20 protein-coding genes and 1 tRNA gene are annotated in these 19491 nt (G+C 36.4%); 15 read left to right on the top strand and 6 right to left on the bottom strand.

Going from position 1 to position 19491, the window contains the following annotated elements; translation table 11 throughout:
- Positions 1-3: 3 nt before the first annotated feature.
- The 5 genes from GBH57_RS08670 (at position 4) to GBH57_RS08650 (ending at position 3592) form a co-directional block, all read left to right on the top strand.
- The gene (locus tag GBH57_RS08670) at positions 4-1077 is read left to right on the top strand and encodes an ABC transporter permease (protein WP_151674102.1); all 1074 of its coding nucleotides are present in this window, start codon (positions 4-6) and stop codon (positions 1075-1077) included.
- Between the two features lie 20 nt (positions 1078-1097).
- Complete coding sequence (locus tag GBH57_RS08665) at positions 1098-1604, top strand: TlpA family protein disulfide reductase (protein ID WP_151674101.1); 507 nt, start codon at positions 1098-1100, stop codon at positions 1602-1604.
- Positions 1605-1633: 29 nt separating this feature from the next.
- Entirely contained in the window at positions 1634-2386 is a 753-nt protein-coding gene (gene tpiA, locus GBH57_RS08660) for a triose-phosphate isomerase (protein WP_151674100.1), read from the top strand.
- An 82-nt stretch (positions 2387-2468) separates the two neighbouring features.
- A complete protein-coding gene (gene prmA, locus GBH57_RS08655) occupies positions 2469-3311 on the top strand; it encodes a 50S ribosomal protein L11 methyltransferase (RefSeq protein WP_151674099.1) in 843 nt (280 codons plus the stop codon).
- 5 nt (positions 3312-3316) lie between these two features.
- Positions 3317-3592, top strand: coding sequence for an ATP-dependent Clp protease adaptor ClpS (locus GBH57_RS08650; RefSeq protein ID WP_151674098.1), 276 nt, complete (start codon positions 3317-3319; stop codon positions 3590-3592).
- A 1-nt stretch (position 3593) separates the two neighbouring features.
- Here GBH57_RS08650 and GBH57_RS08645 read toward each other — a convergent pair whose 3' ends face one another.
- Positions 3594-3773: a hypothetical protein gene (locus GBH57_RS08645; protein WP_151674097.1), complete on the bottom strand. Its 180-nt coding sequence runs from the start codon at positions 3771-3773 to the stop codon at positions 3594-3596.
- Between the two features lie 156 nt (positions 3774-3929).
- Between GBH57_RS08645 and GBH57_RS08640 the strand changes: the two genes are divergently transcribed.
- Positions 3930-4003: transfer RNA gene (locus GBH57_RS08640), tRNA-Arg, on the top strand.
- On the opposite strand, the gene GBH57_RS08635 is transcribed toward GBH57_RS08640, so the two are convergent.
- The 4 genes from GBH57_RS08635 to GBH57_RS08625 all read right to left on the bottom strand — a co-directional run bounded on the left by GBH57_RS08635 (position 3969) and on the right by GBH57_RS08625 (position 6846).
- Positions 3969-5573: a recombinase family protein gene (locus GBH57_RS08635; protein WP_151674096.1), complete on the bottom strand. Its 1605-nt coding sequence runs from the start codon at positions 5571-5573 to the stop codon at positions 3969-3971. The genes GBH57_RS08640 and GBH57_RS08635 overlap by 35 nt on opposite strands.
- 4 nt (positions 5574-5577) lie before the next feature.
- A complete protein-coding gene (locus GBH57_RS16010; protein WP_161596083.1) occupies positions 5578-5751 on the bottom strand; it encodes a hypothetical protein in 174 nt (57 codons plus the stop codon).
- Between the two features lie 124 nt (positions 5752-5875).
- Positions 5876-6154 (bottom strand): hypothetical protein, encoded by a 279-nt coding sequence (locus tag GBH57_RS08630; RefSeq protein WP_151674095.1) that lies wholly within the window; start codon positions 6152-6154, stop codon positions 5876-5878.
- Positions 6151-6846: a hypothetical protein gene (locus tag GBH57_RS08625; protein ID WP_151674094.1), complete on the bottom strand. Its 696-nt coding sequence runs from the start codon at positions 6844-6846 to the stop codon at positions 6151-6153. The genes GBH57_RS08630 and GBH57_RS08625 overlap by 4 nt, the downstream gene beginning before the upstream one ends.
- A 616-nt stretch (positions 6847-7462) precedes the next feature.
- Here GBH57_RS08625 and GBH57_RS08615 point away from each other — a divergent pair.
- The 4 genes from GBH57_RS08615 to GBH57_RS08600 are packed head-to-tail and all read left to right on the top strand — an operon-like array spanning position 7463 to position 10517.
- Positions 7463-8602, top strand: coding sequence for a hypothetical protein (locus tag GBH57_RS08615; RefSeq protein WP_235904675.1), 1140 nt, complete (start codon positions 7463-7465; stop codon positions 8600-8602).
- Between the two features lie 3 nt (positions 8603-8605).
- Complete coding sequence (locus GBH57_RS08610) at positions 8606-9091, top strand: hypothetical protein (RefSeq protein ID WP_151674092.1); 486 nt, start codon at positions 8606-8608, stop codon at positions 9089-9091.
- Positions 9091-9363: a hypothetical protein gene (locus tag GBH57_RS08605; protein ID WP_151674091.1), complete on the top strand. Its 273-nt coding sequence runs from the start codon at positions 9091-9093 to the stop codon at positions 9361-9363. Before GBH57_RS08610 ends, GBH57_RS08605 begins: the two co-directional genes overlap by 1 nt.
- The gene (locus GBH57_RS08600; protein WP_174844034.1) at positions 9363-10517 is read left to right on the top strand and encodes a glycosyltransferase family protein; all 1155 of its coding nucleotides are present in this window, start codon (positions 9363-9365) and stop codon (positions 10515-10517) included. The genes GBH57_RS08605 and GBH57_RS08600 overlap by 1 nt, the downstream gene beginning before the upstream one ends.
- A gap of 11 nt (positions 10518-10528) precedes the next feature.
- Here GBH57_RS08600 and GBH57_RS16295 read toward each other — a convergent pair whose 3' ends face one another.
- A complete protein-coding gene (locus GBH57_RS16295) occupies positions 10529-10660 on the bottom strand; it encodes a hypothetical protein (RefSeq protein ID WP_256867456.1) in 132 nt (43 codons plus the stop codon).
- A 327-nt stretch (positions 10661-10987) separates the two neighbouring features.
- Between GBH57_RS16295 and GBH57_RS08595 the strand changes: the two genes are divergently transcribed.
- The 5 genes from GBH57_RS08595 to GBH57_RS08575 are packed head-to-tail and all read left to right on the top strand — an operon-like array spanning position 10988 to position 19488.
- Positions 10988-13648: an N-6 DNA methylase gene (locus tag GBH57_RS08595; RefSeq protein WP_151674090.1), complete on the top strand. Its 2661-nt coding sequence runs from the start codon at positions 10988-10990 to the stop codon at positions 13646-13648.
- Positions 13649-13668: 20 nt separating this feature from the next.
- Complete coding sequence (locus tag GBH57_RS08590; protein WP_235904674.1) at positions 13669-14070, top strand: hypothetical protein; 402 nt, start codon at positions 13669-13671, stop codon at positions 14068-14070.
- Positions 14063-18322: a strawberry notch C-terminal domain-containing protein gene (locus GBH57_RS08585; protein WP_151674086.1), complete on the top strand. Its 4260-nt coding sequence runs from the start codon at positions 14063-14065 to the stop codon at positions 18320-18322. The genes GBH57_RS08590 and GBH57_RS08585 overlap by 8 nt, the downstream gene beginning before the upstream one ends.
- 6 nt (positions 18323-18328) lie before the next feature.
- Entirely contained in the window at positions 18329-18535 is a 207-nt protein-coding gene (locus GBH57_RS08580) for a hypothetical protein (protein WP_151674084.1), read from the top strand.
- A 2-nt stretch (positions 18536-18537) separates the two neighbouring features.
- Positions 18538-19488: an AAA family ATPase gene (locus tag GBH57_RS08575; protein ID WP_151674082.1), complete on the top strand. Its 951-nt coding sequence runs from the start codon at positions 18538-18540 to the stop codon at positions 19486-19488.
- Positions 19489-19491: the final 3 nt, after the last annotated feature.

Here is a 19491-nt window from a genome sequence, read left to right as displayed (position 1 = left end):
CCGATGGTTAGGTATATACTTCAAAAAATAGGCTATGCGCTTTTAACACTTTTTGGAGTAGTTACGGTTATTTTTATGTTGTTTATGGTGCTAAACGCAGATCCTGCAAAAGATATGTTAGGGCAAAATCAAAATGCTGAACAAGTTGCTGCGGTTGAAAAAAAGTACGGTTTAGACAAACCACTTTGGGATCAATATGTACTTTACGTAAACGATTTATCGCCTATCTCATTTCATAGCACAAACCCAGAAGATTATACTTATTTAAAAGAGCAAAAATATTCAGCAATACCTTTATTTTCCTTCGGAAATGTGACAACTGTTATAAAATTCCCATATTTAAGAGAATCATTTCAAAAAAGCGGAAAGAAAGTAAGTGCTGTAATTTCCGAAACACTACCTAATACATTTATATTAGCGATCTCGTCTATAGTGATTGCAATGTTTTTAGGTGTTTTTTTAGGTGTTATTTCAGTTGTGGACAAAGATGGTTGGCTCGATAAATTAATCCAACTAATAAGCACTTTTGGGATGAGTGTTCCATCATTCTTTAGTGCCATTCTGTTTGCTTGGTTTTTCGGATTCCTATTGCACGAATACACAGGTTTGAATATGACTGGTAGTTTATATGAAGTAGACGATTTTGGAAACGGAAAATATATACAGTGGAAAAACTTAATATTGCCTGCAGTAGTATTAGGAATTCGTCCCCTTGCAGTAGTAAGTCAATTGATGCGAAATTCTTTACTTGAAGTATTGAGTCAGGATTATATTCGTACAGCGAAAGCAAAGGGGTTATCTATGAGTACCATTATTAGAAGACACGCTCTCAAAAATGCTTTAAATCCAGTGGTAACAGCAATTTCAGGATGGTTTGCTTCAATGTTAGCTGGTGCTGTGTTTGTAGAATTTATTTTTGGTTGGAACGGAATTGGAAAAGAAATAGTAGACGCATTAAATAAAAGTGATTTACCAGTAATAATGGGGACTGTAATTGTAATAGCCTCCCTCTTTATACTAATCAATATATTTGTAGATATACTCTATGGATGGCTTGATCCTAAAATTAGAGCGTAATTTAAAAAGGCTTAAATAATATGAGATATATTCTGTTATTCTGTGCAATCATTTTTACAAGTTGTTCGCAAGGCCAAGATCTTGTAGTATTTCCGAAGGAAGCTTTAAATGATGTTTTTATATCGCAGGAAGATAAACAGGTAGTGTTTTCATCAATATTAGAAGCGCACAAAGGGGAAACAATATTAATTGATCTTTGGGCTTCATGGTGTCGGGATTGTATTGTTGGGATGCCAAAAGTTAAAGCATTGCAAGAGGAATTTAAAGATGCAGTATTTGTATTTTTATCACTCGATAAAACAAAAGAAAGTTGGAAAAGAGGAATTAAAAAATACAGTATAGAAGGGGAGCATTATTTTGTTTCTGCTGGATGGAAAAGCCCCTTTTGTGACGCAATAGATTTAGATTGGATTCCACGATATATAATGGTGGATTCTTTGGGTAAAATTGTTGTTTATAGAGCAATAGAGGCCAACGACTTTAGACTACGAAAAGCGCTTGAGTTGAGTGCTATTTCAGAAAAATAATAATTAATATTAAGCGTAAATTTTACGACATGAGAAAACAAATTGTAGCCGGAAACTGGAAAATGAATAATGGATTAGACAAAACTATGGAGTTGCTTTCGGGGTTGAAAACTCAAGTAATTCCTGAAGATGTGGCGGTTATTGTTGCACCTGCTTTTACTAATTTGTACAATGCTTTCGAGTCTTTAAGAACTTACCCAATTGCGGTGGCTGCTCAAAATATGCATCAAGCAACTTCAGGAGCATTTACAGGTGAGGTGTCTGCAACTATGTTAAAAAGCGTGGGAGTCACTACGGTTATTTTAGGACACAGCGAGCGTAGAGCAATGTTTTGGGAAACTAACGAAATACTTGCAGCTAAAGTTGATACAGCTTTAGAGAATGATATGACAGCTATTTTCTGTTTTGGAGAAGAGTTAGAAGAGCGTAAAAACGACAATCATTTTAATATTGTGAAAGAACAATTACAAGAAGGATTGTTTCATATTAAAGCTGCAAATTGGGATTCAATAGTGTTGGCATATGAGCCGGTTTGGGCTATTGGAACAGGTGAAACAGCTAGCCCAGAGCAAGCACAGGAAATGCATAAATTTGTTAGAAATCTTGTTTCAGACGCCTTTGGTAACGATGTAGCAGAAAAAGTGTCGATTCTTTACGGAGGAAGTGTTAAGCCAGGTAATGCTGCTGAAATTTTCAGTAAAGAAGATGTTGATGGTGGTTTGATAGGTGGTGCTGCATTAAAAGCCGATGATTTTATGGCTATTGTAAATGCGTTTGCTTAAAAGTTAAAGTTTTATAAAATAATATCTATTTAGGTTAGTTAGCAATAATTTTGCGACCTATTAAAGTGTCAGGTAAATAATTATGAGTCAAGTATATATAGAATACGATTTTAAGATTTCGCCATTACAACCTGGTACTGAAATTTTAATAGCCGAGTTAGGTGCTGCAGGGTTTGAAAGCTTTGTGGAAAATGAAGATGGCGTTCAAGCATATATTCAAAAAGAGGAATGGCGTGAGGATATTTTATCTGATATATTCATTCTAGAATCTGATGAATTTGAAATAACATATGGGCAAAGAGATATCGCTCAAGTTAATTGGAATTCTGAATGGGAGAAAAATTTTGATCCTATTGTGGTGAGTGATCAATGTGCAGTTAGAGCACCATTTCATAAAGAGTATAATGTGCCTTATGAAATTGTGATTGAACCAAAGATGAGTTTTGGGACAGGTCATCACGAGACCACTTATATGATTTTAAAGTTTCTATTAGAGACTGACTTAAAAGATCAAACGGTTTTAGATATGGGTTGTGGAACATCAGTACTTGCAATTTTAGCAAGTATGCGAGGAGCAACGACTATTGATGCTATTGATATTGATGAGTGGTGTGTTGAGAATAGTAAAGAAAATGTAGCCCGCAATAACTGCAGTTATATAAATATAGCACTTGGTGATGCTAGTACTATTTCAGAAGTTACTAAGTATGATACTATTATTGCGAACATAAATAGAAATATTCTATTAAATGATATGCATGTATATGCTAATGCAATGAAAGTAAATGCCTCATTGTTTTTAAGTGGTTTTTACTTAGAAGATTTGCCATTGATAACTGAATGTTGCAATAATTTGAATTTAGAATTCGTTGAAAATAAAGAGAAGAACAATTGGGTTGCCGCCCATTTTATAAAGAAAGAGTAGATATTATGAGTACTGAGGAAAAATATAAAGAAGAGGTAGATGTCCTAGAACAGGAATTGCTCAATAATCAAATTGTGTTGTTTAATGACGAGGTTAATACTTTTGATCACGTAATAAATACACTTATGTACGCCTGTGACCATACGCCAGAGCAAGCAGAGCAATGTTCAATAATAGTGCACTACAAAGGTAAATGCACGGTAAAAACTGGTCCTTTAGACGAGTTAAAACCGCGCTGCAGTATGCTTTTAGATGCAGGTTTAAGTGCAGAAATAGTTTAAACTATTCCCAAGTAATAAACATTGAACTTGCAACTACTGCTAAAATTAGTACTGCTACTATTATGATAATAAAAGTTGCTCCAAATTTAGTTTTTTTATTATCCTGAAGAATGTAATTTTCTTCTTTTTGGTTGTCTGTATCCTTAATAAATTTAGGAAGATCTTGTTGTTTGTCTATCATGATTTTGGTTTTTTATAAAGTTAGTTCTTACATTTTTAAATCGTTCCCAAGAAAATACTAACAAATGCTAAAATTTTTTTAAATTTTGGTAGGATAGATATATAAGATTTTTATATATTTGCACCCCGAAACAATAAGCGTTTTGTTTTGGAATTCGGCCTCGTGGCGCAACTGAATAGCGCACTTGATTACGGCTCAAGAGGTTACAAGTTTGAATCTTGTCGAGGTCACTAAACGGGAATTTTCAATATTATTTTGAAAGTTCCCTTTTTTATTTCCCTCTAATGTATCTGATAAACAGGCTATTTGAGCAAAAATTGAGTTCACTCTAAAAGTTTGAACTCTCTTGTTTTGGAAGTCATACCCTAAACCATCAGGAAAGACCATATATTGAAGTTTTCTTTTGACTTCAATATCTCCAGAGCTCCATAATAGCGGTAGATTAAGTGCATACTTCAATGCAATATTTATCGACTTCTTAAGGTTAGAACTATCGAAGCTATGTTTTGATAAATTTTTCTTTTTTTGATTAACTTCTGCTACCAACTTAGTCCTAAATCTATCATATTGAGACTTATTTATTTCTTCAAAGACATAGCGCTCTTCTAAACGATCTAACTTCATTTCAATAGCGATTATACCACTTGATAGTTCTTTGGTCTCTTTAATGGCTTCTTCATTCATACTTACAAAAGTGTCGTAAACCATTTCCTTTAATGGTGCTACAAACTTCTTATCCTTTAGCTTGTAGGTCTCTAAAAGCTCTAAAAACTCTTGATGTAGTTTCTTAGCACTTCTATTCTCCTTACTTCCCTTACGACGATTCTTATAATAGTAAAGCCCTTTTTTCTTTACGATAAACCCTGTGTAAGGAGTTCCACAAGTTGTGGACTTCAAGAATGTTTTCAGAGGTAAGTTTTCATCATCTACGCAGTATTTTCTGGTCTCAGTTCCTGTATTCAATAGGTTATGAATTTTAAGAAATAACTCTTTAGTAATCATAGGCTGATGATTGCCTTCAATAACTTCTCCTGGTATGAGGCTATTAACTATAAGTCCACAATAGAATGGATTTCTAAATAAAACGCTCAATCTCTTATCATTTATTTTAAGCCCTTTCTCCTGTAATTTATTTGCGATTTCAACGTGAGACATATTGCTGTTTGCTTTCCACAAGAAAGCCTGCTTCAATAGCCTTCCTTCTTTTGTAATAACAAATTTGGGAGTTTTTCCTTTTCCTGGATTGGCATTTGTGTAGCCAAACGGATATGCGCCTGTCCAATGTCCTTTGCGAAGTTTCTCTTGCATTCCAGACACAGATTTATCTCTTCTCAATTCATTATCAAACTGAGAAAACATATAGTAAAGGTTCTGTTGGAATGATCCTGCACTTGTAGAAGTATCAACCTCTTGGGTAGCTGATATTGTGACAATACCTTGTCTTTTTAACTGATCACTTATGTAAGCGCCATTAGCTCCAGTCCTTGAAAACCTATCGTAAGAATAGACAATGATATAGCCTACGTTACTTCTTCGCTTTACATAATTAAGCATCTTTTGAAATTCCTTACGCTCATCACTTTTAGCTGACTCATAGGTTCCTCCAAAATACTCACTTACCTCAAGTCCTTTTTTATTTGCAAGCTCCTTACAGTACTTTAATTGAGTTTCTAAACTGGCGTTGTTCTCTGCCTGTTCTTTGGTAGATACTCTTGTGTATATAACAGCTTTACCATCTGTTCGTAATTTTTGTCCTTTACCTTTTTTGGCAAACTGATCAAATATTGTTTGGTCTTTCATATGCTTAACTACTATTTTGAAGATGCTCACAAAGTACTTTTGCAAATTCTTCTAACTGGTTTATTGTCTCTTCTACTTTCTTATCTGAATAATCTTCGAAGCCATCAAACTTTTGAAGCCATTCAGCATCATATTTCTTAAAAGTAGGTTTTTCTTCTACTGCAATTGAGTTAGACATCTTAATTTTCTTATCAATCGCTCCATTACTTATTGGTTACAATTGAATCTGAAATAGTGATCCTTATGATCTCGTAGCATCGCTTCGGTATTTCCGATGACTCTACTCAGTTGCTTTAATTGGTTTACTTAACCTTTGTTTTTACTGTTCTGTTAATCAAGACGATTCTACCATCGCTTTGTTTAATTTCAATATTCTGATAATCGTGTTGTTTAAGGATGTCTACTATTTTAGTTCTGTCCTCGATACGTTCGACACCTTCAATCATATCAATTCGACCGTTACGTTTTACGATTCTCAATGACTGAAACTTTTGATTTCTTGTCATTTTGATCAACTGAAGTTCTTCTGGACTAAAATCATCTAATGACTTTGAATCCTTTTGCTCTATAATAAAGCTCATTTCCTTTCATTTAATAGCTCTCTTAATAAATCCACTTCTCTTTTTAGAGAAACATCTAGTTTATCACGCGTCTCTTTTAGCTCTTCTCTTAACTCTCTCATCTCTTTTTTAAATGAAATGCGCATTTCCTTTATTTCTTCTGATTTCTCAATTAAAATACGTTCTAATTTATCAGAAGAAGATTTGCTCTCCATTTGTATTTTTGAAATTATAGTCAAGAATTGTTTTACGCGTTCACCATCTATTTGAGAAATGAAATTATTAATCATTGTGTTGACCTCTACAACCTCTACAAGAGTATTTGTGGATCCAGTTTCTGCTGTATAAATACCTTGAATTTTTCCTTTTCCTGCATTAATATTTGTTGAATTATTTCCTGTGCTTTGAATACTATTGCCCTTGACAGTAATATTTGTGATAGATGGAGGCTGATACATCAATGGTGTTTCATTATAAAAATAATTCATATCTATATTAAAACGTTTAGCAAAATTGATGAGCGCTAAATGCGGAATATGCTTCGATCTACTTCTTACTGCAGAAACTATACTTCTATTAGTGGGATATACCTCTTTGCCGATTGAGCTATCATTGTTGGGTTTAATGCCTAACTCAGAATTTACAGCGATCACTTCATCTACTGCATTTACAAATTTGAGGTCTATCTCATCATACTGGGGATTTTCTTTCATCTATATCTATCTATTTATCAATACGTTATTTACTTTATTGTTTTTAAAACAACATTATTTTAGATTATTATGTTAATTGAAATGCAATATTAAGTATATTTGGCATCAAATAAAGTGTAAATGATGTTTTATTTATATTTTATTTACAATATGTTGTCAATTAATTTATTAAACATTTAATTAATGTACCTAACAGAAGATATTAAAAAGGTGGTTCTCAGGATGGAAAAGCTTTATGATAGTCCCGTGAACGTCATAAAAAGCAAAACACAATTATCACGCCCCACGATTACCAAGTTTTTTAGACTACAATCTATCAGACCCAGTAGTGTAGAAATTATTTATGAATTGTGTCTTGACCTTATAGAAGAAAAAGAAGAAAAGCGATCTTCTATTAAGAAACGAACAGAGATACTATTCAACGAGGCTTAAAAATTAAGATGCTCAAACGGGCACTTCATTCAAATTACCAGTACAGACAGCAAAAAGCTGATTACTGGCTATTGTCTAAACAATGGCCATCATACAATACTCAATCGCATTTAATGCTTTAGAAGGTTACGTTAACCAGCATAATGCAAGCACAAAAAACCTCTCTTCGCATATAAGACAGGCAATGATCTTAACCACTCAAGAGATCATTAAGATTTATTCTATATCCTTACTGAAGGCAAATAGTATAGCTGCCATAGATTTACAGAATTTACCTCCATTAAAGACTAATAACGTGCAATTGGCAAAACGTGCCAAAGCAAGCACAAGAACCATCCAGAGACACCTCAAACGTCTCATAGAAGCTAATATCATCACTAAAAAGATATGGCACGGTTCCAACTCTGGTTACGAGCTTTTTATCAACCCAAATATATTGTTGATAGGTGGTGTAAAAGCCGTTAATAAGCCTAAAAAAGAGCTTCAAACTGAAAAATCAAAATCTACTGATAATCAGTTTTTTAAAAATTCTAAAACGACAACTTGTCCTCATACAGATACTAGTAACAATGGTTACATAAATAATATAATAATAGGCGTTGATAAGTTGAAGACTAAAGCGAGTTCGTTACCACTCACAAACGGTTATGAGTCACGCAACGCTACTAGTAACACTTTTACAGGATACACAGGAAAAATAGACCCAAAAAAAAATAATGATGCAGGGGAAATAGAGCGGAAATCACGAGCCACAGATCAAACTGGCGCCGAAATTTCAGGCGTCGATCAGGCTCGTTCCGCTTCCCTATCATTTTACGTCAAGTCCTTTTGGAAACTGGCGCGAAATACCATCTACAAAGACCATTACCTTACCCAAAGTCAAGAGAAAACCGCGCTGAAACTGCTTTATCTGTGGTACGAGCCTGTCTCTGACAAACAATTACAAAACGTCCACGAAGTTTACGTAAGTCGCTTAGGAATTGTTCAAAAATACATTGCCAAAGACCCAACAAGACGATACGTCCAGCTCCCAGACAAATACTTTGACCCAAAAAATCCATCAGGTTTTACTGGAACCAGAATCTGGTACCAAAAACAGAAGAAAAGAGAATACGAGGTTCGGTTAAAACTGATTTTACAAGCCCAAATTCGTCGTTTTCTTAACAATGAGAAAAAAGAAACTGCAAAACAAAAACCTCGTCTTGAGCTATTTAGATCTTGCGAAACCAGAATCAGCAAATTAGGTCAACCAGAGTTGTTGAACACCTTTCACGCTTCCGTTTTAAATCATTCTACACACAAATATTTACAACTTAATACTTAAAAAATGAACCCATTTAAAAAAAATGATGCGTCTTTGAGCAAAAAACTCAAAGGTGCATTAACCGATTTGACGGTTGATATTTTCGGCTACGAAAATATGGTTACGAAAAATATCACAAATCGCACCAACTACATTTCTCACAGACTTCAAATTCCGAAGGATCGTCTCTACATTAGGATTTTCCAAAAAGATCACATCATACGCTCATTTCTGTATAATCAGAGCAAGCCTGTAAGTGCCATACCTACAGAAGAACTCACGTATTTCTTTATGGAAGAGCAATTGGCACAATTGGATAACGTACAGAATAAAGTTGCCTTTAGCATCAAACAATATCTCAAAGAGTTTGCAGAAGCCAATCGTATTGATGAAGAAAGCGTCCGTATTTGGATTCATCTCAAGGACGATAAAGTCCAGGTTAGGGCTTTTCAAAATGAAGAGTTCATCAAACAAATCCCACTTAATTCACTAATTAAATATTTCAAATAATGGCACAAAGCAAAGGATGGAAACTAGGACAAGATTCATTTACAAAAATGATTGTCTGGTTCAAAGACGGCAACGTAAGAACAATGTATTCAATAGATTGGAAGCACAAACTATCAAGAACACGTAGCAAAGAAACTGGTATGGAACGTTTCAGAAAAAAGATAAAACAATATGGTCCGCTAGCTGGTACCATCGAGATTTATGACAAAGCAACCGGACAGCGCATCGCAAAATTTTATGAAGGTATTGAGAACTCACTTGAAACTACATAATGAGAACGATCAAAGAATTACAAGCGAAGCTCAATCCTAAAAACATTTTTGACCAGCGATATAATATAGAAGCAGATGATAAAATTCATCTGCTTTATGTGAGTCCCAAACTCAATGCGACAGGTTATTATAGAATGATAACACCTGCATTAGAAATCAATAAAACAGATACGCATAAGGCGATTATTACTAGTATCGAGACCAATGACTTCTCAAGGAAATTCTCTGATTTTGTTAATCAGCTGGATGAGCGTTTAATTACCTGGGCAGATTACATCATTTTCCCTGCGCTTTTTAGTGATGTGACTTATTTGATGCAAGCCATTAAAACACTCAATCCTTCGGTTCAATTAGTAATGGACTTAGATAGAAATTATTTTGCAATACCTGTTTCAATTCCGCTTTCGCGAAAGCTAACTAATGACAAACTAAAGTGCCTAGAAAATAATTTGGGTCTAATGGATATCGTGACTGTAGCCAATGAAGCTTTTCAAAAGTTCTTGCAGCGATTCATTGACGACCGTTTAGAAAACGCAAATACGTTTGTGCAATACCTTCCTAGTTTAGTCTCCAGATATGGCTATGAAGAAATGCCACCACTTACAAGAAACACTTCAGAGAAATTACGAGTAGGCTTAATAAAACCAAATGAAGAAGATTTGCTATCTCTTAAGGAAGTCCTTTTTAAAATGAGAAAAACTTTTGGAGAGAAAATTCAATTTGTATGTCTCGGCAAGCCCCATTCTTCTCTGGAAGGAGATTTAATCCTCAAAGAAATAGATTGTGAAATACACGATTCTGTTTCCTTCTTGGACTATTTTGAAAAACTGAATAGTCTGCAACTGGATGTCGTTTTACTACCTGCCAAGGAAGGGCTGTTTACCAGAAACCAAAACAACCAATTATTATTGGAGCTTTCCGTTTTCGGTATTCCAATAGTAGCTTCTATTTACCATCCTACTTCAAAACTAATTAGTGATGGTGAGAATGGATTTGTGGCGAGTGAGGTTCCTGAGTGGTTGGATATAATTAACCACCAAATTAAGGATAAAACACTAATTAACCGAATTGGGAAGAATGCAATCAAATCGGTTTGGATTAAAGATAGCTGGACTCAAAAGAAGCTCAGTTACTCTCAAGAAGCATTCATTTAATGATTACAGAATTAATCTCCTTTCTTATGCTTATGTGGTTTTAAGGAAGGAGTGTTTCCTGGTGTGCTTTTATTGTCTCTTTGTCGTCTATCTGGTTTTCCAGTAGATTTTGCGATTCTTTTAGGTCCTGTTTTAATGCCCATAACTATCTAGTTTATTATTCATTCTAAAAATAGCCAAAATTCAATTTTGCTCAAAAGCTTATCACTAGGACTTATCAACCCTTATCAACAATTTCTAATAAGGAATTCCATCAAGTACCGCTATAATCTTACTAATTTATCCCACCCATAAATTCAGAACCCTTGCCTTTCCTACGATTAACCATTTCAGCGTAATTTCAAAATAATCCCGACGTACCGAAGTACATTTCTGTAAGGTCATTCACGCGACTCTCAAATCTATATTTATCCTAAATCAAAGAGAAAACGAGCCTCCTATAGCGATGAGTTTTCCTATTCCCAATACAGATGCAGGTAACGATTACAGAGAACGAAAAGAAAAACGCAATTGAATTGCTATTCGGTGAAAACCTACCCAAAGAGTTTTCGACCTTCCTATTAGAATTGGGCTTTCGCGAGGTTTTAAAGAAGAAAAACACCTGGTATGCAGACGCACATCCAGCCTATAAAAGTTTTGCTACTTCCTTAGGAGATGCGTTTTCTCGTGGCGACGATTGGAAAACGGTTTCGATGTATCCATCGTTTCAACCTTCCTTGGAAAACATTGACAAAAGCAAATTCAGTTTTGTTACGATTTCCTATCGAGGTAAAGAAAAAGCCGAGAAGAATGAGTATGTGTTATTTGATCCCTATAAGAAGGTCGCAATGCAAATTGCCACTCAATATGCCATTACCAAATATGGAGACGATTTGCAAAACGTCGAAGTCTCTCCAAGAAACTATAAGCGCAAAGCCCGCATTATATATGACAAAGGGCAAATCATAAATCGTTTTAAAGTCGATGAGAAAACGGAAATAGAAAACGAGCCTGCTAAGGAAGTAGAAAACGACCTTCCTATAGATTATAGCAAAACTGAAAACGAAGAAACTCTTGAAGAAGACGCTACAGAAAATGAGCCTGGTTACAGAACTGATAAAGAGCGTAAGATTTCTACTCGTGAGATTTTAAATGAAGTTCTCAGCAAACTTGTAATTTTAGAAGACACACTTGAAGGAGAAGATGAAACCATTATAGCCACCACCATTTTAGATTTAGAGGATGCGAAGGAACAATCCAGCGACCTCCGTTTTAAAAACGAACTTTTAAAAGCGCTACAAAACTTTAAGGATTGGATTTTTGATTTGACATTTTCAACTCGCACAATGGCGTTAATGGAAATCAATCGCTTGAATCAATCGCTCGAGTTGCCTCTTTTCCATCTGAAAGAAGCGATTCCTAAAACGCTATCCTTATCAAAAGATATTTTTAATCGCGATCATATCGTTCCCAATGTTTTAGTACCAACCAAAGCTGGAGAACCATTTCAATCTGGTGGACTTAATTTGAGTGACGCCAACTTTATGAGAATGAAGTTTAAGCGACTCTACAACATTACAGACGAAACTATTGAGCAGGCTTCTGGATTAGATTTATTTCGCCTCTCGCAAATGGCGCATCCTAATGATTATGGAATCAGCGTCAATCGTTCTACCGTACTTCGTGAGTGGGAAAGTCGCGGTCGTGAGGCGTTTGAAGAAATCGGCTATCCTACAGATTTAGATTATCCCTATGTAAACGTCCACACTGGCTATAAAAGTGTGTCAACTTTAGCTTCTCAAATAGGCGCTTATGATGACAGGCATCAATGGTGGTCTGCGGTAGAACATTCTAGACCTATTGCAGATTTAGCAAAAGGCATTATGATTATGGATTCATTATTAATGGAATTGGTTGAAAAAAAATTGGAATTAGTCAACCCTAATACGAACAAGCCAAGAACCGATAAGCAGTCCAAAGAAGCTTTCAATGATATTGAATGGGAAATAAGTCGATTAGAAAGATCCAAACTGGTCATTCAGGATTATATGAACAAGGATTTAGAGGTCGAAGAATCACTTCCAGAACCTAAACCTAAAAAAGAAAAGAAGCAAGAACCTAATGACTATTTAGATAAGGTCATTGCTATTATGCATACCACTTTCGCGAAAGCGGAACGCCTATCAAAAAAGAAGATTGAAAAGCTCAGAGAAGAAACCAACGCACCAACTATGGGCGCACTTTGGGAAGCGGTGGAATTGAGTTGGTTGTTGTGGTACAAAATGCTCTACAGAGAACCCATCCCATTTGAAACACGACTGAAAAAGATGGTGCTATTTTGGAACAAGGTGCAACCAACGTATGCGTATTCTGACAGCAGCAAAGAGCTCTACAAACAATATTCTACGCCTTGTCCTATCGGAGCCATCGTGGCACAATACACGGGAATGGATGAAGCCGAGTTCATCTTTGAACCAAGTGCTGGAAATGGGTTACTACTTGTTGGAGCAAATCCAAGAATCACACACGTAAACGAGATTGATAAAAGCCGAAAACAATCTTTGGAACACCAAGGTTTTGGGAGAATCACTTCTGACAACGCAGCACAACCTTTTCCGGAAATGATGCACAAAGTTCACGATGTGGTGGTAACTAATCCGCCTTTTGCGAGTTGGGATGATTCTAAGTTTGATAAAGAACGCATCATTCAGAAATACTTTAATAAGCATCGCGGATTAGCAAACCATATTCGCCTGGAACACTTGATGGCTGGATTGGCACTTTACACGATGAAAGATGATGGTAAAGCAGCAATCATAATAATGGGTCACGTCTATTTTGGCGACGATGGTCTCTTTGCAAAATATCGCCCGTTTTTCAACTGGCTGTATCGTCATTACAAAGTGGATGATGTGATTAATATGAACAGCTACAAGCTCTATAACAAGCAAGGTGCTGTCACAAAAACAATGTTAATACTCATTGGTGGTCGTAAAACTAAACCTTCTGGAGTAGCACCAAATAAGAGCGAACAACCACATTTAGAAGATATGGTAGAGACGTTTGAAGACCTCTGGAAGCAAACCAGATCGCATATCAAACCAAATATCGATACCATCATAAAACAGCTTAAAACCGCACGTACAAAATGATTTATTTCAATAATCAATTAATGCCTAACGACACGAGCACAAAGCTCTTTATGGTCACAAACACAAAACCTTTTGAACGCTATGAAGATCACGAAGCAGCGCTTTACATTCAATTACATCAACTGGTGGAACACGCTTTTGCGAAAGGTGAAAACCCAATTGCTCTTATTGAAGATTATCTGGAGCTGGTCTATACCGAAGGGAAATCGGTAGGAGAAATAGCTGACTTTCTTGCCAATACAGACAAGATGCAACTCGCACTCTGGACGCTTAAAGAAAGTTGGGATAAACTGGATGAAACTGCGCCTCAAGATTCCCTGCTTTATGGAAGCGGAATGGGTAAAGAAGAAGCGATTCAGCTGTATTCAGAAATTACACTAAGAACCTATTTAGAAGCATTAGCCCAACATAAGAATGAGTAATCAAGAATTAGAAATAGAACAGGCAGATTTTAAGCAAGATGCCGAAGAAGTTGCAAAACTTGCCACGCAAGAAAGTGCTTTAGTGGAATACGTTCCAAAGTCAAAAGCTCCATACCGAATGAATACGCTTATTCCTCGTAATATGGCATTTGAGGTTCAGAAGTCGCTCAACAGTATTGTGAAATCAAAAGGCAATATTGATAATTATGTGCGTAACCAATTAAAGTACGAATCTACCAAACAATTGTGGAGTGGATTGGGCGCAGAACAGGTTGATGCGGTTGGTTTGTATCTCAAGCAATTTGAGAATGAGCAAGGCATAATTATAGCAGATCAGACAGGAATAGGAAAAGGTCGGCAGGCTGCTGCGGTGATACGACACGCAGTTATGAACGATTATATTCCTGTCTTTTTCACTAAAAAACCAGACTTGTTTACCGATATGTATCGCGATTTGAAAGCGATAGGTTTTGAAAATATTAGACCTTTTATTGTCAATACAGATACTAATGCAAAGATTAAAGATGCAGATGGTAATGTGGTATTTAGTCCACTCAGTAGTTCTGCCCAAGCTGACTTGATTTCAAACGAAATAGAATTTCCAACGGAGAGTCCAGAGTCTATTGAATACCATAAAAAGATTGGTAAGAAGTTACCAGATCCCGACAAAATGCCAACGATTAAAATTCCATTGACGCTCGACCATCTACCATTGGGTTACGATATGATTTTTGCCACCTATTCTCAGGTGCAATCTGCACATCCATATAAACGAATGTGGATTGAAAAAATGGTAAATAACGGAATCGACGGAAGTAAGAAATACAAGAAACTCATCTTCATTCTCGACGAGTCGCATATGGCTGGTGGTTTCGATTCTATCATCGGTACCTGGATGCGCGAAGTCTTACCGCAAACTAAAGCCTGTTGCTTTTTGAGTGCTACGTTCGCCAAATATCCAGAAGTGATGCCTTTCTATGCGAAGAAAACCGCCATCGCTGAAACAGGATTGACCGACTCGAATTTTGTGCGTTCAATGACAAGTGGCGGATTGGCGCTGCAAGAAATTGTAGCTTCAAATCTTTCAGAAAGTGGTCAGCTCATTAGACGTCAGCGTTCCAACGAAGGTATCAATGTAGATTATATTACACTGGATGCCGAACCACAACGCAGTAAGAGTCGTGAGAGTGTGAATCGCATCATTAGTTTAATGAATGATGTGGTCGCTTTTGAGCAGGAATTTGTTGCGCCATTATTGGCAGATGTTCACGCTTCCGCGAAAGCGCAAGGAGAGCATATGTCTTCAAAACCAAGAGGACTTGGCGTAAAACAATCGCCATATTTCTCTCGTGTGTTCAATATCATTGACCAAATGCTATTTGCTTTGAAAGTCAAAGATGTGGTAGCACACACCATCAAATTACTGAAGGAAGACAAAAAGGTAGTCATCGCATTCAAATCCACAATGGGTGCGTTCTTGAAAGATTTGAATTTAGTAAGTGGCGATGTCATTCCTAAAGAACAACTGGACTTTGTTAGAACTTTGGTAAAAGGACTTGACGGAATCTTCAACTATAATTATGTGGCGATTGATGGCGAAAAAACCAGAGAACGTATTCAGTTAGAGGAATTGCCTCAGAATGGTATTGAAAAATACAACGACATCAAAAAACGAATGTTATTAGAAAGTTCGGGACTTTCTATTTCGCCCATTGACGAGTTGATTCATTTATTACAAACCGAAAAGAAACCCAAACACTTAGGCGGACATTCGGATATGTTCTTTAAAGTAGCAGAAGTTACCGGTCGTAATCAACGTATCGATTTAACCGATGATGAAGCGGCTGTAGAGTCTTTTCGAAGTAATACAGAACGCTCTTTTAGAATGTTTAATAGTGGCGATTATGATGTGCTGCTTATTAATCAAAGTGGTAGTACAGGATCTTCTGCACACGCGAGTAAAGATTTTAAAGATCAGCGTCAACGTGCAATGATTGTGCATCAGTTTGAATTGGATATCAATACCGAAGTTCAAAAACGTGGTCGTATCAATCGTACTGGTCAAGTGAACTTGCCAGAGTACTATTATATAACCAGCGACATTCCTACCGAAAAGCGTTTAATGACAATGCTTAAAGCGAAATTAAAATCGCTTGATGCGAACACCACAGGATCACAAAAGACGAATGACGACACGCTGAAAAGTGCCGACTTCCTAAACAAATATGGAGATATCGCTGCGTGGAATTGGGTAGATGAAAACCAAGAGATGATGGAACAATTGGGTTATCCTACCTATCAAAAGAAAACCGATAAGCGAGGCTTTATTTCTTATGAGCGTAATGGTTTCAAAGAAGGTGCTATTCGTCAATTGACAGGAAGAGCTGGACTATTAAAAGTGGAAGATCAAGATGCTTTGTATGATGATTTATTAGAGCGTTACGACCATCAAATCAAACTAGAAAAACAACAAGGAACCTATGACTTGGAAACTGAATTCTTACCACTCGATGCCGAAGTAAAAAAGCGTTTCCTGTTTCAAAAAGGTCAAGGCGGTCGTACGCCGTTTGGTAAAGACACGGTTCGAGATATTACCATCATCAATAATCTGAAGAGACCTTTCACCAAACAAGATATCGATGAACGTATTCAAGATGCACTCGATGGCGAAAAACCAGTTCCGGTGCGATTAAAGTTAGAAGATCAAATCAACGAAGCGTATCCTAAATTGTTAGAAGACCGAAAAGCAAAGCGATTCAAAGTCATAGAAAAACTAAAAGAAGATCGTGAAATATTACCACAAAGAGGTAGCGGAGAAACCGAAGAAGAGAATGAAAAGATTCTATCGGATTGGAATAAACTTGAAGCCCTTATCAATCAGAAGACTTCTCAGCTTACCACTTATATTGCTGGTTTAGAAAATATTCAAGGCATCATTCTGCGCTATATAAATATGTGGAATATTGGCGATGTGATTCGTGTTCCGTTTATTGGTACGACCATTAAACCATCTTGGGGAATCTTCTTGGGTGTGAGCGTCGGGAAATCTGGTAAGAACCCATATACGTTGAGTAATATCAGTTTAAAATTTGGTGTTACAGATTCCCGTAAGATTTTAACCTACAGTTTACAGCCTGCCGAGCAGAGTTTCATTAGCCAGGTATTTACAGAGAGTCGTGGCATTACCGATGCAGATGTGCAAATGGTAAATTTGGAATGGAATGAACTTATAAAAAAAGCATCTTCAAAACGTGAACGCAGACACATTCTAACCGAGAATATCGTAGGTGCTTCAGGTCAGATCGGTACTCAAAACAAATTGATTAAATACAATACCAAAGAAGGAACCATCAAGAATGGAATCCTATTGCATAGAGACTTTGGCAAAGAAGGCGAGGCAGATTCGGCATTGCTTCCCGTTTCTGAAGCGTATCCAATTATTAGCAAATTGGATTTAGATGACTTCTTTGCAGATCACAAGTTAAGTTTTCGCGCAAAGCGAATAAGTGATAATTACTATCAAGTCTATTTAGACAAAAAGGATTTATATCCAGCGGTAATTGACGAAAAACTACGTTCGTTATTAAGACGAGAATCTGGTCAATCACAAGACGAATTACCAGATTTTGTGCAAAATGCTGGCGATATGACTGGCGCATTACATTTGGAAAACCTGCAACCGTTTCTAAATCGATTGGATGCTTTTCAAGTGCAGTATATGGGCAAAGCTCGTGAACTCGAAGATTGGGAAATTGAAAATGAAACGGACTGGAAAGCACAGACCAAACAGAAAAAAGGAAATTTTAAGTATCAATTAGGTCGGGCGTATGGCCAAGGAAGTAATCCTACTATTGGTTTTGTGAGTTATGAAGAACCATCTGCAGATTATGAATTTGGTTTAGTGATTTACAATCGACCTCTAACCGATAAAGAGAAATACAACTATTCGCTCATTCCCATTTTTAAGAATGTTGAAGAACCTTACCAAGATTGGAAAACAACGATTCTTCAGACAGGTATTAAAGACGATTTTAATACCATCATTGAAGAAGCAAGAGACTTGCCATTACACGAAGCGATTGAGGCAATGGGTTATTTTATTTTGAATAATCTACACGAAGATGGGAATGCAGAATTTGTTTTTGGGTATTACACCGCTCAAGATTTAGGTCGTGTTTTCTATGAAGATACCATCGCTCAAATCGCGTCTATCGATGAATTAATTAATCAACTACAAATTGCTTTGAAATAGATGAAAGTGAATCCTAACAAAATGTACATCGTGTACACACCACTTTACAGAACTCGAAAATCCATATTTGATGGTCAATCGACAACGATGCAAGAACTCAAGAATAAATTTAGGCGTGGTATGGATGCAGATGTAATCGATGGTATCTACTCAACCAAAAAAGAAGCCAACGAAGCTGCCGATAAGCTCTTCAAAAAAGCAAAAAGAAATTAAGAATGAACAACAGAAAATTAGATATCCCAGAAGTACAACAGATTCCACAGTTTATGAAAATTATGGATGATTTAAGTGTTGGGAACAATCCATACTTAGTGGGAAGTGCCGGAACAGGAAAAACGACCATAGGCGAGAAAATAGCATACGCCATAAAAGGACGAGCCGAAAATGATGGACAGGAATTGCCATTTACTATTGTGAATTGTAATCAATGGACTTCGCCTATTGATATTAAAGGTGGTCAAACTATTTCAGGTTATAAAGAAGGAGCTCTTATCGAAGCTTGGCGTGATGGAAAGGTTTTAATCCTTGACGAAATGCCAAAGCTTGATGCTAATACTGCTGGATTATTAAATGATGCATTGGCAAAAAGTGCGCGTGAAGATGCTATCATCTTTAATGGAAATAATGAGCCTATTAAAAAGCATAGAAGCTTTGGCTGTATTGCTACGGGTAATGTTATTGGTAAAGGCGCAAGTGGAAACTACGTTGGAAATAACAAACAAGATGCTTCATTATTAGATCGTTTTAGCGGTTGTATTTACCGCATTGGTTTTAATGAAACCTTAGAAAGACAGCTCGTTTATCCAGCAGTCGTAGATATTTGTTTAACCATTAGAAAATCGATTCTTAAGTACGAAGGCAAAGAAGCTGGCGACGACGATACGGAAGATATTATGACACTTCGTACAATGCTCAACTTTGAACGTGCCTACGAGCTTGAAATGAAGCGAGAAACTGGAATGAAAGATGAGTTTGGCAAGACCTATCGCAAGATGCCTAATGGTAAAACCTTGAAGGATGCTCTACACAGTTATTTCATTGCAATGACTAAAGAAAAAGCAGAACATATCAAGACCGAAATTAACCTTGAAGGATTCTTGAATTCTTATAAAAGTAGTGGTATGAAACAGGCCTTTATAACTGAGTTTAAGAGGCGGATTGGATGATTA

It is taken from the genome of Patiriisocius marinus, from assembly GCF_008974325.1.
GTDB lineage: Bacteria > Bacteroidota > Bacteroidia > Flavobacteriales > Flavobacteriaceae > Patiriisocius > Patiriisocius marinus.
This window is presented reverse-complemented; position numbering and strand designations above follow the sequence as displayed.